This is a genomic window from Sphingobium sp. JS3065 (assembly GCF_026427355.1).
Lineage (GTDB): Bacteria > Pseudomonadota > Alphaproteobacteria > Sphingomonadales > Sphingomonadaceae > Sphingobium.
In genome coordinates this window covers 2,936,081-2,950,165 of record NZ_CP102664.1, presented here as the reverse complement: position 1 = coordinate 2,950,165, position 14,085 = coordinate 2,936,081, and the positions used below count along the sequence as shown (strand labels likewise).

General features: G+C 66.1%; 14 protein-coding genes. 5 read left to right on the top strand and 9 right to left on the bottom strand.

What is annotated here, in order from left to right; genetic code table 11:
- Nucleotides 1–16: 16 nt before the first annotated feature.
- Nucleotides 17–1,018 (bottom strand): adenosine kinase, encoded by a 1,002-nt coding sequence (locus NUH86_RS14460; protein ID WP_267250139.1) that lies wholly within the window; start codon nucleotides 1,016–1,018, stop codon nucleotides 17–19.
- Between the two features lie 112 nt (nucleotides 1,019–1,130).
- On the opposite strand from NUH86_RS14460, the gene NUH86_RS14455 reads away from it, so the two are divergent.
- Nucleotides 1,131–1,805: an EI24 domain-containing protein gene (locus NUH86_RS14455; protein ID WP_267250138.1), complete on the top strand. Its 675-nt coding sequence runs from the start codon at nucleotides 1,131–1,133 to the stop codon at nucleotides 1,803–1,805.
- Nucleotides 1,802–2,176, top strand: coding sequence for a hypothetical protein (locus tag NUH86_RS14450; protein ID WP_267250137.1), 375 nt, complete (start codon nucleotides 1,802–1,804; stop codon nucleotides 2,174–2,176). Before NUH86_RS14455 ends, NUH86_RS14450 begins: the two co-directional genes overlap by 4 nt.
- A gap of 38 nt (nucleotides 2,177–2,214) precedes the next feature.
- On the opposite strand, the gene queG is transcribed toward NUH86_RS14450, so the two are convergent.
- A complete protein-coding gene (gene queG / locus NUH86_RS14445) occupies nucleotides 2,215–3,258 on the bottom strand; it encodes a tRNA epoxyqueuosine(34) reductase QueG (protein WP_267250136.1) in 1,044 nt (347 codons plus the stop codon).
- Nucleotides 3,259–3,280: 22 nt separating this feature from the next.
- Here queG and NUH86_RS14440 point away from each other — a divergent pair, with 22 nt between their 5' ends.
- From NUH86_RS14440 to msrB, 3 genes are read left to right on the top strand one after another with little or no spacing between them, the layout of a single operon-like run.
- Nucleotides 3,281–4,237 carry an ABC transporter ATP-binding protein gene (locus NUH86_RS14440; RefSeq protein ID WP_267250135.1) on the top strand — a complete coding sequence of 319 codons (957 nt, stop codon included), beginning with the start codon at nucleotides 3,281–3,283 and terminating at the stop codon, nucleotides 4,235–4,237.
- Entirely contained in the window at nucleotides 4,234–5,424 is a 1,191-nt protein-coding gene (locus NUH86_RS14435) for an ABC transporter permease (RefSeq protein WP_267250134.1), read from the top strand. The genes NUH86_RS14440 and NUH86_RS14435 overlap by 4 nt, the downstream gene beginning before the upstream one ends.
- A 7-nt stretch (nucleotides 5,425–5,431) precedes the next feature.
- Entirely contained in the window at nucleotides 5,432–5,920 is a 489-nt protein-coding gene (msrB, locus tag NUH86_RS14430) for a peptide-methionine (R)-S-oxide reductase MsrB (RefSeq protein ID WP_267250133.1), read from the top strand.
- Here msrB and NUH86_RS14425 read toward each other — a convergent pair.
- From NUH86_RS14425 to plsX, 7 genes are all read right to left on the bottom strand, one after another.
- Nucleotides 5,878–7,728, bottom strand: coding sequence for a hypothetical protein (locus tag NUH86_RS14425; protein ID WP_267250132.1), 1,851 nt, complete (start codon nucleotides 7,726–7,728; stop codon nucleotides 5,878–5,880). The genes msrB and NUH86_RS14425 overlap by 43 nt on opposite strands.
- A complete protein-coding gene (locus NUH86_RS14420; RefSeq protein WP_267250131.1) occupies nucleotides 7,706–8,125 on the bottom strand; it encodes a GtrA family protein in 420 nt (139 codons plus the stop codon). Before NUH86_RS14420 ends, NUH86_RS14425 begins: the two co-directional genes overlap by 23 nt.
- 5 nt (nucleotides 8,126–8,130) lie before the next feature.
- Complete coding sequence (locus NUH86_RS14415; RefSeq protein ID WP_267250130.1) at nucleotides 8,131–9,657, bottom strand: NAD(P)/FAD-dependent oxidoreductase; 1,527 nt, start codon at nucleotides 9,655–9,657, stop codon at nucleotides 8,131–8,133.
- Between the two features lie 131 nt (nucleotides 9,658–9,788).
- The gene (locus NUH86_RS14410; RefSeq protein ID WP_267250129.1) at nucleotides 9,789–10,130 is read right to left on the bottom strand and encodes a UrcA family protein; all 342 of its coding nucleotides are present in this window, start codon (nucleotides 10,128–10,130) and stop codon (nucleotides 9,789–9,791) included.
- A gap of 183 nt (nucleotides 10,131–10,313) precedes the next feature.
- A complete protein-coding gene (gene purH, locus NUH86_RS14405; RefSeq protein ID WP_267250128.1) occupies nucleotides 10,314–11,903 on the bottom strand; it encodes a bifunctional phosphoribosylaminoimidazolecarboxamide formyltransferase/IMP cyclohydrolase in 1,590 nt (529 codons plus the stop codon).
- A gap of 134 nt (nucleotides 11,904–12,037) precedes the next feature.
- Entirely contained in the window at nucleotides 12,038–13,006 is a 969-nt protein-coding gene (locus tag NUH86_RS14400) for a beta-ketoacyl-ACP synthase III (protein WP_267250127.1), read from the bottom strand.
- Nucleotides 13,003–14,028 (bottom strand): phosphate acyltransferase PlsX, encoded by a 1,026-nt coding sequence (gene plsX / locus NUH86_RS14395; RefSeq protein ID WP_267252153.1) that lies wholly within the window; start codon nucleotides 14,026–14,028, stop codon nucleotides 13,003–13,005. Before plsX ends, NUH86_RS14400 begins: the two co-directional genes overlap by 4 nt.
- Between the last annotated feature and the right edge of the window lie 57 nt (nucleotides 14,029–14,085).

The window sequence follows — 14,085 nt, the reverse complement described above, 5'->3', positions numbered from 1 at the left end:
GCCCGGCCCCTGCCGCTTATCCCAGCGTCTTCGCCCGGATCGCCTTGAGATCCTCTTCCGGTCGCGCCCCCCAGTGGGAGATCACCTCGGCCGCCGCCGCCGCGCCCAGTTTCAGGCACTTCTCGACCTCCAGCCCCTCCAGATGACCGGCAAGGAAGCCCGCCGCGAACAGATCGCCCGCCCCGGTTGTGTCGATCACCTCGGCCACCGGCGCGGCGAAGGCTTCGTACCGCACGCCGTCGACCACCGCGATCGCGCCCTTCTCGCTGCGCGTCGACACCAGCACCGGCACCTTCGCCGCGATGGCGGCCACCGCCTTCTCGAAATCGTCGACCCGCGCCAGCGACTGGATTTCCCCCTCATTGGAAAAGAGGATGTCGATCATCCCCTGGTCGATCAGGTCGATGAAGTCCGCCCGATGCCGGTCGATCACGAAATTGTCGGACAGGGTGAAGGCGACCTTCCGCCCCGCGCCCCGCGCCGCGTCGATCGCCGCGCGCATCGCCGCCCGCGGCTGCTCCGGATCCCAGAGATAGCCCTCCAGATAGAGGATCGATGCCGACCGGATCAGGTCCAGGTCCAGCGCCGCTTGTGGAAGGAATTGCGAAGCCCCCAGGAAGGTGTTCATCGTCCGCTGCGCATCGGGCGTCACCAGGATCAGGCAACGCGCCGTCGGCACGTCGCCCTGCATCACCGGCGTGTCGTAACGGATGCCGAGCGCCCTGACGTCATGGGCGAAGACCGCACCCAACTGGTCGTCATTGACCTGCCCGATGAAACCGCATTTCTTGCCCAGCGCCGCCAGCCCCGCCAGCGTGTTCGCCGCCGATCCGCCGCTGATCTCCTTGCCCGCGCCCATATCGGCATAAAGGCTCTCGGCGGTTTCCGCGTCGATCAACTGCATGCCGCCCTTGGTCAGCGCATGTTCGGCCAGGAAAGCGTCGTCGCTCCGGGCGAGCACGTCGACAATGGCGTTGCCGATGGCGACAACATCAAGCGTGGGGGCAGCAGCGGTCACGCAATATCCTTCGTGAATGGGGGGGGAAAATCCCGCCGTCTCTACCGATCCGCGACGCGCCACGCAACGCCGCTGATTGACGCTGCGCCCGCAGCCGGGAATAGCTTGCATCATGATCCTGACCGCCGCCTTCCGGGCCTTTCCCTCGATCTTCCACGGCGCCGCGCTGCGCCTGCTGCTCAAGACGCTGCTGCTGACCCTGTTCGCCTTCGCGCTGCTCGCCGCCGCGCTGTGGAGCGGCATTCACGCCGCCCGGCTGCATTTCGGCTGGGACGCGCAATGGGGCGGGCTGGCGGAGGCGACGGCCACCGCGATGGTGATGATCGCCGCCGCCTGGCTGCTGTTCCGCGCCACCGCCATGGCCATCATGAACCTGTTCGCGGACGACATCATCGGCGCGGTCGAACGCGACAGCTATCCGCAAGCCGCCGCCCGCGCCTGCCCGGTCGGCTGGGGGCGCAGCCTGCATTTCGCGCTGCGCTCCCTCCTGCGGGCCGTCGGCTGGAACCTGCTGGCGGTGCCTGCCTATGCGCTGCTGCTGGTGACGGGGGTCGGCACCATCGGCCTGTTCCTGATCCTCAACGCCGCCCTGCTGGGCCGCGACCTGGCCGACATGGTCGAGCCGCGCCATCCCGACCTGCCGCCCATCCCGCGCGGCAGCCGGTGGCTCATGGGCCTCGTCTCGGCGCTTCTGTTCCTTGTACCGATCCTCAACCTGCTTGCGCCGATCTGGAGCGCGGCTATGGCGGTCCACATGCTGCACGGTGCCCGAAGGAAAATGCCATGACCCGCCTCCATCCGGCACTCGCCGCAGCCCTGTCCTCGACCCTCGCAGCCTGTGGAGGCGTGGTGCCGCCGCCCGCCACCCAGATCGCCCGCCCGCCCGCCGGTCCGCCTGCCAGCGCCTTCACCCGGCCCGGCCTGTTGATCGGAACCGACGCCCGGCATCTCGTGCAGATGTTCGGTCAGCCCCGGCTCGACATCCGCGAAAGCACCATGCGCAAGCTGCAATTCGCCAACGGGCGCTGCGTGCTGGACGCTTATCTCTACCTCCCGCCGCAGGGGAAGGAACCGCTCGTCACCCATGTCGATGCGCGCACGCCCACGGGCACGGATGTGGACGCGGCGAGTTGCGCGGCGGCGCTTCAGGCGAAATGACCGGCTTTAGTTGAAGTGCCGCGTCCCCACGACCAGCTTTAGGCCAGCCGCGCCAACGCCCAATCGGCTGCCTCCGCCACCGCCGGATCGTCGTCCGTCACCAGCGCCTGCAACGGCCCGATCAGCCGCCTGTCGCCGCTGTTCCCCGCCGCGATGGCGGCGTTGCGCACCATCCGGTTCCGCCCGATCCGCTTGATCGGAGAGCCTGAAAAAATCTCGCGAAAACCCGCATCCTCCAGCGCCAGCAGATCGCCCAGTTCCGGCGCCGCCAGCTCCGCCCGCCCGACAAAGGCCCGGTTCGCCGCCGCACGATCGGCAAATTTGTTCCACGGACACACCGCCAGACAATCGTCGCAGCCATAGATGCGATTGCCGATCGCCGCCCGGAACTCCTCCGGAATCGGTCCCTTATGCTCGATGGTGAGGTAGGAAATGCACCGCCGCGCATCGACCACATAGGGCGCGGGAAAGGCATCGGTCGGGCACGCCGCCTGACAGGCGGAACAACTGCCGCAATGGTCCTCCTCCGGCGCATCGGGGACCAGCGCGATCTCGCTGTAGATCGCCCCCAGGAACAGCCAGCTTCCATGGACACGGCTGACCAGATTGCTGTGCTTCCCCTGCCAGCCCAGCCCCGCCGCCTGCGCCAGCGGCTTTTCCATCACCGGCGCGGTGTCGACAAAGACCTTGAGCGCGCCCGGCTGCTGATCGACCAGCCAGCGGGCCAGCGCCTTCAGCCCCTTCTTGACGACGTCATGATAATCCCGCCCCTGCGCATAGACCGAAATCCGCCCCCGGTCGCCGACCTCCGCCAGGGCCAGGGGATCGCGCCCCGGCGCATAGCTCATCCCCAGCATGACGACGCTGCGCACATCGGGCCACAGCCCTTGCGGCGACCCCCGCTGCCCGGCGCGTTCCTCCATCCACAGCATGTCGCCATGATGCCCGGCGTCCAGCCAAGCCTCCAACCGCTTCCCTGCCAATGGCGCGGCATCTGAGCGCGCGATGGCGCAGGCGGCAAAGCCCAGCCGCGACGCTTCGGCCTTAAGCCGCTGTTCCAATGTTTCGTTTTGCGTTGGCATGCGATGCGACTATCAGAGGCCGATGATCGGGGTTCCTCAACCGACCTATGCCGTCGAAGGCCATGGTCTTGTCAAGACATTCGGCGATTTCCGGGCGGTCGACGGCATCGACATCGCCGTGCCCGCCGGGTCGATCTACGGCATTCTCGGCCCCAATGGCGCGGGCAAGACGACGATGCTGCGCACCCTGCTGGGCATCATCGACCCCGATGAAGGGTCGCGCAGCCTGTTGGGCGATGCCGTTCCGCTGCGTCAGGCCCGCAATGTCGGCTATCTGCCGGAAGAACGCGGCCTTTACCCCTCGATGAAGGCGTTCGAGGCGGTCGCCTTCATGGGCGCGCTGCGCGGCCTGCCGCTCAAGGCCGGGCGGGAACGCGCCCGCGCCATGCTGGCGGATTACGGCATGGGCGCCTCCGCCGAAAAGCCGATCCGCCAATTGTCGAAGGGCATGGCCCAGACCGTCCAGCTTTTCGGCACGATCATCCACGAACCGCGCCTGATCGTCCTGGACGAGCCTTTTTCCGGCCTGGACGCCTTCAACCAGGGCAAGCTGGAGGCGCTGATCCGCGACCAGGCCCGGCGCGGCGTGACGGTGCTCTTTTCCACCCATGTCATCGCCCATGCCGAACGGCTGTGCGAACGGGTCGCCATCGTCGCGGGTGGCCGCGTCCGCTTCGAAGGCACGGTGGACGATGCCCGCAACCGCCTGCGCCCGCAGGTCCGCCTGCGCACCCGCGCCAGCGACGGCGGCTGGCGCCGCGCCCTGCCCGCCGAAACCCTGGCGCAGGACGGCACATGGCATTTCGCCCTGCCGCAGGACGGCATCGAACCGCTGCTGCGCGCTTTGCTCGACAGCAATGCCGGGATCGAAAGCCTGTCGATCGAGCGGCCCGGCCTGCACGACGCCTTCGTCGCCATCGCCGGGGAAGCGGCGGCGCGGCAGATGCGGGACGATCAGGCGCGGGAGGAAGCGGCATGACCGAAATGCTGCGCGCCGCCTTCGTCATCGCCCGGCGGGATTTCACCGCCGTCGTGCTGTCCCGCACCTTCATCTTCTTCCTGCTTGGCCCGCTGTTTCCCATCGTCATCGGCATGGCGTTCGGCGGCTTGGGCGACCGGATCTCCACCACCGACCTGCGCCCGGTCGTCGGCATCGCCATGTCGCCCGCCGATACGGCGCGGATGCAGCGCGCCCACGCCCGGCTGGCCGAACGCATGGGGCCTCAAGGGCTGCCTGTGCTGCGCGGCGTGCCCCTGTCGCCCGCGCCCCGCATTCAACTGGCGAAGGCGAATGCCGACGTCATGGTGATCGTGTCCGGCTCCCCCGCCCGGCCGGTGATGACCGGCCAGCCGCAGGATATCCAGCGGCTGGAGGGTGACATCAGCCTGCTCGCCAGCGCCGCGATGGCCGAAAAGTCGCTGCATATGGTGCATGTGGAGGCGCAGCAGGTCGCGACCAGCGTCGGCGCGCAGACCCAGGGCAGGCTGGTGATCGGACGGATCGCCCAGATCGTGATCTTCTTCCTGACGATATTGCTGGCGGGCATGATCCTGTCCAATCTGGTCGAGGAAAAGACGAACAAGATCATCGAGATACTGGCCGCCGCCGTGCCGGTCGACGCGATCTTCCTGGGCAAGCTGATGGCGATGCTGGCGATGAGCTTCGTCGGCATCCTCTTCTGGGGCGCGACGGCCTTCAGCGTGTTCCTGGCGTTGAAGCCCCCCGGCGTCGGCCTGCCGGTTCCTGCCGTCGGCTGGCCGGCCTTCCTGATCCTTGCCATCGTCTATTTCGCCATGGCCTATACGCTGCTCGGCTCCCTCTTCCTGGGGATCGGCGCGCAGGCGGCGACGGTGCGCGAAGTGCAGACGCTGAACATGCCCGTCACCATGGGGCAGATGCTGATCTTCTTCTTCGCCACCTACGCCGTCGACAAGATGGGATCGCCGCCGGAAATCGCGGCGGTCATCCTGCCCTTTTCCTCCCCCTTCGCCATGATCGCGCGGGCGGCGCAGTCGGACGCGCTCTGGCCCCATCTGCTCGCCATCGCCTGGCAGATGCTCTGGGTCGGGCTGATCATCCGCATCGGCGTGCTGCTGTTCCGCCGCCATGTGCTGAAATCGGGCGGCGGCTGGTGGAAACAGCTATTCAGAAGCGCGACAGGTTGACCCAGCTATGACGCTGTCCATGGATCGGCGGCGATTTCTCGGCATCGGCGGCTGCGCCGCGACGATGCTTGTCCTGTGGCAATCGGGGCTGGGCAGGGCCGAAGCCGCCTATCCCTTCGCCCTCGGCGATGCGGAATGGCGCAAAAGGCTGAGTCCGCTCGCCTATCGGGTGCTGCGTCGGCGCTCGACCGAACATCCCTTCACCAGCCCGCTCAACAAGGAACATCGTCCGGGCACCTTCGCCTGCGCGGGCTGCGCCCAACCGCTGTTCAGTTCAAAGACCAAATTCGATAGCGGCACAGGCTGGCCCAGCTTCTGGGCGCCCCTGCCCCGATCCGTCGGCACGTCACGCGATTTCGAACTCGGCTATCCCCGCACCGAGGTGCATTGCAGCCGTTGCGGCGGGCATCTGGGCCATGTCTTCGACGACGGGCCGAAGCCCACCGGAAAGCGTTACTGCATGAACGGCGTCGCGCTGACCTTCGTGCCGGGCTGAGCCACGACCTTGTAGATGCGGAGCGGCCCCTTGCCGGGGACGGGCTGCAACCAGCGTGGCGGCTTGTTGCGCGCCAGGACCGCGGCCAGGCTCTGCGGGAAATCCGCGCGATAATGCTTGACCTCGTTCAGTTCATGGCAGGTCACGATATAGTCCGCGCCTTTCCCGCCATTCAGGCCCATGATGATGGTCTGGGCTTTGTCGGGCGTAGCGGTGAACCCTTCGATCACGGTGGTGATGCCGACCGCGTTGCGATGATGGGCCGTGCCGATCACGCTATGGCTGGTCTGCACGAGGATGTCGGGGCCCAGATCGAGCGGGGCGAACAAGGTCGCTTTGGGGAGGGCGCGCAACGACGCCAAGATGGCCGACGTCCGGCAATTGACGGTTTCGGGCTGCTCCTTCTCCGCCACGCCGCTCGCGATCAGAACCCACGCCCCGCAAAGGCCCGCCGGCGTGAACAATATGGCGACGGCCGCCGTCACCAATATCCTCGCCGCGGCCTTCGTCCAGGTCTGGATATGCTGGAATATCGTCAGCAGCAGCCATGCGATGCCCGGCAGCGCCAGGACATGCGCCACCGACATGGCGCGCAGCACCAGGATCGCGACGGCGATGGCGCCGCCCAGCAACAGCGCGATGACGATCCAGCCTTCCCGCGCTTCGCGGTCCCTGGTCGCCCTGGCGGCGAAGATCGTACCGATCAGGCCCATCACCGCCGGAAGGAGGATGATGCCCCCCATCAACAGGCCCTGTTCCCAGATCGGGCGGCCTTCCTTCACCTGCAGATACCAGAGGCGATAGGCCACGGGGCCAAGGGCCTTGAACGGATCGCCCGAAAGACATGCGCCCCCGGTCAGCAGGAACAGGCCGATCGCAGAGACGCCCCCTGCCGCCGTCGCCAGGAAACGACGTTGGATCGAGGCTGAACCGAGCAGGCGCAAGGCCAGGGGCATCGCCAGCGCAAAGGCCATGAGCGGCCAGACATAGGCCGCCGACAGGCCGTCGCATTGCCGGATCAGCGGCGCCTGCAAACCGCGCAGCACCAACAGCAGGGCGAGCGCGCCGCCGCCAAGCGTGACGGCGAAGGCGCGCAGCCGCGCCCCCTCCCCCGCGTCAAGCCAGTAGCGCAGGGCGAAGGCGCCCGCGAACAGCGCGGCATAGGGCAAGGCTTCGCTGGAAATCTGAAGCCAGACCGCCAGCGCCAGTCCCGCCGTGACGCCGCCCCTGGCGCGGCGCCCGTCCATCGCTCCGCACAGGGCCATGGCGGCCATCCAGATCTGCCACCCATGATGGTCGATCCGAAGCGGCGTGAACTGGACCAATATGGTGGGCGTCGTCAGCAGCAGGACCAGCGCGAGGAGGGCGGTGACGCTTCTGCCGGTGGCCCGCCTGACCGCCAGGAAAAGCGTGCCGGTCAGCGCGCCCAGCGTCAGCAGGGGCGCCAACGCACAGGCGACGAGTTCCGCCGCCGCCGTTCCCAATAGCGGGCGCAGCAAAAGAATCAGCGCGGCGATCGGCATGTCGACGATGCGCGACCAATGCATCGGTCCCCCCATCGGCGGATTGACGCGATGCTGGCTGACATCCCGGAAACCCTGCCCATGCAGCCAGTCGCGGACCTGCTGCAACCGCATGGCGTCGTCGGGGTCGCGGAAATCAAGCCTCGTCAGGCCGTTGCGCGACAGCCAGAGCATGACGGCGCAGCATAAAAGCCAGGCCAGCAACACCCCGACGCCGATCTGCCAGCGAGCGATCAGGGGTTTGACGGGAAGGGAGCTGGATTCAAGCGCGGGCGAAGATGCCATATTTCCGGATCGCATAGACGGACAGGAAGCTGACCGGAACCGCCATCAGCTTGGCCATTGCGGGCGACAGGCCCAGGCCGCTCAAGCCGCCGACCACCGTCATGGTGATCGCCATGCCGATCAGCGCGCTGGCGATGAAGGCGATGCGCTGCGCATGGGTGGCCGGTTGCGGCATTTCGAAGACGAAGCGAACGCTGATCAGCCAATGCAGGACAAGTCCGCCCGAATAGCCGCCAAGCGCGGCGAGGGCGGGCGGCAGGCCCATATGGTTCAACATCATGAACAGCGCAAAGTCGCCCGACAGGGCGCAGATGCTGGCCAGCAGATAGCGCGTGAAGGTGAAACGGCCAATGACGGCGTTCACCGGCCCGGCCATAGTGCGCACCCAATGGGGCATGTCGGTCAGGCCGCCTTCAATCGGTTGGGCACCAGGCGTTCGCTCGACAGGGCGGCGTGCTGTCCGGCTGCGTCCTGGCCTTCCTCCCCCGCCTCATGATATTCGGCGTCTTCATTGACCGCCCAAATGTCGTAAAGCTGTTCGCCCGCCTCGATGTTGCGGACGGTCAGCATCGCCGTCATCATCGCATGGTCCTGATTATTGTAGCGGTGCATGCCGTTGCGGCCGACCAGATGCAGCGTGGGGTAAAGCCGCTGCAACTCCGTCCGCGTGGCGAGGACATTGGCGGCATAGCTGTCGTCATAGACCGGATAGGCCTTTTCCTGCCGCACCACCGCGCCGCCAACGACATCGCCGGGATCGCACAGGCCAAGGATCGCCATTTCCCTCTTCGCCAGGTCGATCAGATCGGCGTCGCTCGCCGACCAGAGGCCGTCGCCCTCGAAACAGAAATATTCCAGGCCGACGCAGGCCAGGTCCGGATCGGGCACCATTTCGGGCGACCAGCTCCGGAAATTCTGGATGCGGCCGACCTTCACCTTGCTGTCGTGGATGTAGATCCAGTTGTCGGGGAAGATATCCCGACCCTTCACCATCAGCGCCACGGTCAGGAAGTCGCGATATTTGAGTTCCATCGCATGGCCCAGCGTCGCAGGCAGCGGATGGATGCGCCCGGCCAGTTCGCGCATCGGCGCGGAACTGATGACATGGGCGGCGTTGATCGCGACTTCGCCGTCCGGTCCCTGCGCGACCATGCGCCAGCGACCGTTGGCCTGATCCTGCGAAAGCTGGTCCAGGCTATGGGCCATCAGCACTTGATTGCCGCCCTCCACCACGAAATCGCGCGCCGCGTCCCACATCATGCCGGGGCCGAGGCGCGGATAGCGGAAGCTTTCCAGCAGCGTCTTGGTCGCCATGCCGTCATTGGGCCGCCTGTTGAGGCCGAGCGACCGCTTCAGGCCGTCCACGACCGCGCCCCAGAGCGACAGGCCCTTGATGCGCTGCGCCGCCCAGTCCGCCGACATCTCGTCGCAGGGCATGCCCCAGACCTTCTCCGTATAGGTTTTGAAGAAGATGGAGAACAGCTTGTGGCCGAAGGCGTTGACGGTCCAGTCCTGGAAGGAGCGGACGTCGCGATTGGGGAACAGCTTTGCCTTGGCGAAACTCGCCATGCAGAGCGTCGAGCGCCAGATGCCCAGATTGCCGAGCGCTTCGAAGGCGCGCAGCGGATAGCTGTAGAATTTGCCCTCATAATAGATGCGGCTCATCCGGGGGCGCTGGATGAAATCATCGGGCAGGATTTCGTTCCAGAGGTCGACGACCTCCTTCGACTTGGAAAAGAAGCGATGGCCGCCAATGTCGAAACGAAAGCCCTCCCATTCCACCGTTCGGCTGATCCCGCCAACATAGACGGGATCCTTTTCGATCACCCGGACCGAATAACCTTTTTTGGTCAGCAAATAAGCAGCGGTAAGGCCAGCCGGACCCGCGCCAATAATGGCGACATCCACATTGTGGTCGTTCTGCGGCATCCAAGGCCCCCCGATGAAATCCTTCGCCGATCTAGGTGAAGAAAATCTTCTAAGGAGTAGTTAATGCCCGGTAAAAATGCAAGTTCAGAGGGTGCCGGCAACCATCAGGCCGCCGGCTCCGGTCTTCGGGATCAGCCCTGACGCTGCGACTGGATCAACGTATCAAGGTCCGTGCGGGCGCCGTCCAGCGCTTCGCCGAAACAGGCGCGATAATCAGGCGTTTCGGGCAGGATCGATCCGCTCATCCAGCCGCACACCTTCTTGGCGGCCTTGGTGATGCGCGAATCGGCCATGCGCGCGCCATGCGTGCTGGTCAGGTTGAGATCAGCCATCGATACCGCGATGCTGCGGGTTTCCGCGCCTGTGCGGCCGTCGACGACCACATCCATGTCGTTGATGCCGGCAAAGGCATTGGCGGCGGGCAGCGCGAGAACCATAGCGGCGGCAAGCGCCACCAGCGTCTTTCTGGTCATCCTATATTCTCCTGTCGAACTAAGTCGGTCCGCCCCTCGCCTGACATGGGAGAAGGGTCATGTTCCCAAATAGGCTTCGTGCAGGCCGTTGGAAAGGGCCAGTTCACGGAAATTGGCTGAAAACCGCTATTTTTGCGGATGCGAAAGGATCGAATCCACCTTCGCACCCGCGTCATTTTACGATCAGTGACGGAAGTGGCGCATGCCGGTGAAGACCATGGCGAGGCCCGCTTCATCGGCGGCGGCGATCACCTCGTCATCGCGGATCGATCCGCCCGGCTGGATCACCGCCGTCGCACCCGCCTCGACCGCTGCCAGCAGGCCGTCGGCAAAGGGGAAGAAAGCGTCGGAGGCGACCGCCGATCCGATGGTGCGGGCTTCGCTCCAGCCCGCCTTTTCGGCAGCGTCCCTGGCCTTCCACGCGGCGATGCGGGCGGATTCGAGACGGTTCATCTGCCCCGCGCCGATGCCTGCGGTGCCGTTGTCCTTCGCATAGACGATGGCGTTGGACTTCACATGCTTTGCGACGGTCCAGGCGAACAGGCAGTCGCTCAGTTCCTGTTCGGTCGGAGCGCGCCTGGTCACGACCTTCAACTGGTCGCGGCTGATGCGGCCATTGTCGCGGCCCTGCACCAGCAGCCCGCCGGCGATGCTCTTGATCTGAAGGCCGGGACGCGCCGGATCGGGCAGTGCACCGGTCAGCAGCAGGCGGAGGTTCTTCTTCTTCGCGAAGATCGCCTTGGCATCCTCGTCCGCGTCGGGCGCGGCGACGACTTCGGTGAAGATACCGCTGATCGCTTCGGCGGTCGGGCCGTCGAGCGGGCGGTTCACGGCGATGATGCCGCCGAAGGCCGAGACGCTGTCGCAGGCGAGCGCGGCTTCATAGGCCTCGATCAGCGTATTGCCGGTCGCCACGCCGCAGGGATTGGCGTGCTTGACGATGACGACGGTCGGCGGCCCGTCGCGGAATTCGCTGACCAGTTCCAGCGCGGCGTCGGCGTCGTTGTAATTATTGTAGCTGAGTTCCTTGCCCTGGATCTGCTTCGCCTGGGCGATGCCCTTCGCCGAAGGGCCGACCGGCAGATACAGCGCCGCCGACTGGTGCGGATTCTCGCCATAGCGCAGGGTCGAACCCAGCTTGCTCGACACGGCGAGGGTTTCGGGGAACTGCACGCCCTGATCGGCGAAGGCGAACCAGCTTGCGATCATCGAGTCATAGGCGGCGGTGGCGGCATAGGCCTTGGCCGCCAGCATCCGGCGGAAGTCGTAGCTGGTCGCGCCGCCCTTTTCCTCCATTTCCGCGATCAGGCGGGCATAGTCGGCGGGGTCGGTGACGATCGCCACGCTCTCATGATTCTTCGCGGCGGAGCGGACCATGGAGGGGCCGCCAATGTCGATATTCTCGATGATTTCCTCGCGCTCCGCGCCCTTGGCGACAGTGGCGGCGAAGGGATAGAGGTTGACGACGACCAGGTCGATCGCGCCGATTTCATGCTGCTGCATGGAGGCGACATGATCGGGATTGTCGCGCACGGCGAGCAGGCCGCCATGCACCTTGGGATGCAGCGTTTTGACGCGGCCGTCCATCATTTCCGGGAAGCCGGTGAGGTCGGAGATATCCTTCACGGCAAGACCCGCGTCGCGCAGCGCCTTGGCCGTGCCGCCGGTCGACACCAGTTCCACGCCATGCTTGCCCAGCGCCTGGCCCAGTTCGATGAGGCCGGACTTGTCCGACACGGAAAGAAGGGCGCGTTTGATGGTGACGTCTGACATGAAGGTGCTTCCTGCTGTTCGGGTGCCGCGTTCAGGCTTGCCGCAGCCCTCTAGTCCCGCTTGACCGTTGCGGCAAGCGTGTAAGGGACATGACGGCGGCGCGAAAATGCGGGGCCGGAAAGGGCCGAACCCGTCTATACCCGCAGAACGCAGGCGCCCCAGGTGAAGCCGCCGCCCATCGCTTCCAGCACCAGCAGGTCGCCGGCCTTGATGCGCCCGTCCCGCATGGCGAGATCGAGCGCCAGGGGCACCGACGCGGCGGAGGTGTTCGCATGGCGGTCCACCGTCATCACCACCTTTTCCCGCGCCAGCTTCAGCTTCCGCGCGGTGGCGTCCAGGATGCGGGCATTGGCCTGATGCGGGACCAGCCAGTCGATGTCCGCCGGGGTCATGTCGGCGGCGGCCATCACTTCGGTCAGTACCGAGGCCAGGTTGGTGACGGCGTGGCGGAAGACTTCTTGCCCCTTCATGCGCAGCTTGCCGACCGTCTGCGTAGTGGAGGGGCCGCCGTCGACATAGAGAAGCTGGTTGTGGCGGCCGTCGGCATGGAGTTTCGAGGCGAGGATGCCGCGCTTGCCGTCAGCGCTTTCCTCCGCGCCCAGCACGACCGCCCCCGCGCCGTCGCCGAAAAGGACGCAGGTGGTCCGGTCTTCCCAGTCGAGAATGCGGCTGAAGGTTTCCGAACCGATCACGATCGCATTGCGCGCCGCGCCGGAGCAGATCATGCTGTCCGCCACGGTGATGGCGTAGAGGAAGCCGGAACAGACCGCCGCCACGTCGAAGGCGACGCAATCGTCGATGCCCAGCGCAGCCTGAACGATGGTGGCGGAGGCAGGAAAGGTCTGGTCGGGTGTTGCCGTCGCCAGGATGATGAGGTCGATGTCCTGCGCGGACATGCCCGCGGATTCCAGCGCGGCCCTGGCAGCGTCCGTGGCGAGCGTGGCGGTGGTTTCGCCCTCGCCCGCTATGTAGCGGGTGCGGATGCCCGTGCGCTCGACGATCCATTCGTCGCTCGTGTCCACGGTTTCCGCCAGTTCGGCATTGCTGACGGAGCGGACCGGCAGGGCGGAGCCCGTGCCCAGGAGAACGGATCGGCGGATCACTTTGCGGGCAGCTCCATCCTGGATGCGGGGGCGGTCAGCCCCTCGATCCCATGCATGTCGGCGGCGATGCGCCGGGTGATGTCTTCTTCCAGCAGGCGCGCGGCGACATGGACGGCATTGGCCACCCCCTTGTCGTTGGCGCTGCCATGGCTCTTCACCACGACGCCGTTGAGGCCCAGGAAGACGGCCCCATTATGGTTGTTGGGGTCAAGATGGTGGCGCAGCAGATGCATCGCCGGCTTGGAGATCAGAAAGCCCAGTTTCGAGCGGATCGAGCTGGTGAAGGCGGTGCGCAGCAGGTCGGTGACGAAACGGGCCGTGCCCTCCGCCGTCTTCAAGGCGACATTGCCGGAAAAGCCGTCCGACACGATGACGTCGACATCGCCCCGGCCGATCTTGTCGCCTTCGGTGAAGCCTTCGAAGGACAGCGGCAGGCTGGTCGCGGCGCGCAGGATCGCGGCGGCGTCGCGGATTTCCTCCGTCCCCTTCATCTCCTCCGTGCCGATGTTCATCAGCCGGACGCGAGGGCGTTCGAGGTCAAGGGCGATGCGGGCATAGGCCGCGCCCATCACCGCGAACTGCACCAGGTTGCGCGCATCGCATTCGGTGTTGGCGCCCAGGTCCAGCATGACCACGTCATTGTCGCCGAGCGTCGGCAGCATGGCGGCCAGCGCGGGCCGGTCGACGCCCTTCATGGTGCGCAGGGCCAGCTTCGCCATCGCCATCAGCGCGCCGGTATTGCCGGAGGAGACAGCCGCGCCGCAATCACCCGCCTTCACCGCCGCGATGGCCATGCTCATGGAGCTGGTCTTCTTGCGAACGGCTACGCTGGGCTTGTCGCCCGCATCCACGACATCGGGCGCGTGGACGATTTCCGATGCGGCGCGCAGATTGGGGTGGTTGTCGAGCGCGGACTTGATCCGCGCTTCGTCTCCGAAAAGGGTGAAGCGCAGCCCATCGTGACGGCGACGGGCGAGCGCCACGCCCGCCATCATCACGCGCACGCCTTCATCCCCGCCCATCGCGTCGATTGCGATTCGCGGTTGGCTGGACAAGTTAACGCACCCTTTTCAGGAGAA

Excerpts from the sequence above, each read along its gene's own strand:
- NUH86_RS14415 (WP_267250130.1), bottom strand. The coding sequence starts at position 9,657 with ATGCCGCAGAACGACCACAATGTGGATGTCGCCATTATTGGCGCGGGT.
- NUH86_RS14410 (WP_267250129.1), bottom strand. The coding sequence starts at position 10,130 with ATGACCAGAAAGACGCTGGTGGCGCTTGCCGCCGCTATGGTTCTCGCG.
- NUH86_RS14450 (WP_267250137.1), top strand. The coding sequence starts at position 1,802 with ATGACCCGCCTCCATCCGGCACTCGCCGCAGCCCTGTCCTCGACCCTC.
- msrB (WP_267250133.1), top strand. The coding sequence starts at position 5,432 with ATGACGCTGTCCATGGATCGGCGGCGATTTCTCGGCATCGGCGGCTGC.
- NUH86_RS14420 (WP_267250131.1), bottom strand. The coding sequence starts at position 8,125 with ATGCCCCATTGGGTGCGCACTATGGCCGGGCCGGTGAACGCCGTCATT.
- queG (WP_267250136.1), bottom strand. The coding sequence starts at position 3,258 with ATGCCAACGCAAAACGAAACATTGGAACAGCGGCTTAAGGCCGAAGCG.
- purH (WP_267250128.1), bottom strand. The coding sequence starts at position 11,903 with ATGTCAGACGTCACCATCAAACGCGCCCTTCTTTCCGTGTCGGACAAG.
- plsX (WP_267252153.1), bottom strand. The coding sequence starts at position 14,028 with ATGGGCGGGGATGAAGGCGTGCGCGTGATGATGGCGGGCGTGGCGCTC.
- NUH86_RS14440 (WP_267250135.1), top strand. The coding sequence starts at position 3,281 with ATGATCGGGGTTCCTCAACCGACCTATGCCGTCGAAGGCCATGGTCTT.
- NUH86_RS14435 (WP_267250134.1), top strand. The coding sequence starts at position 4,234 with ATGACCGAAATGCTGCGCGCCGCCTTCGTCATCGCCCGGCGGGATTTC.
- NUH86_RS14455 (WP_267250138.1), top strand. The coding sequence starts at position 1,131 with ATGATCCTGACCGCCGCCTTCCGGGCCTTTCCCTCGATCTTCCACGGC.
- NUH86_RS14425 (WP_267250132.1), bottom strand. The coding sequence starts at position 7,728 with ATGGCATCTTCGCCCGCGCTTGAATCCAGCTCCCTTCCCGTCAAACCC.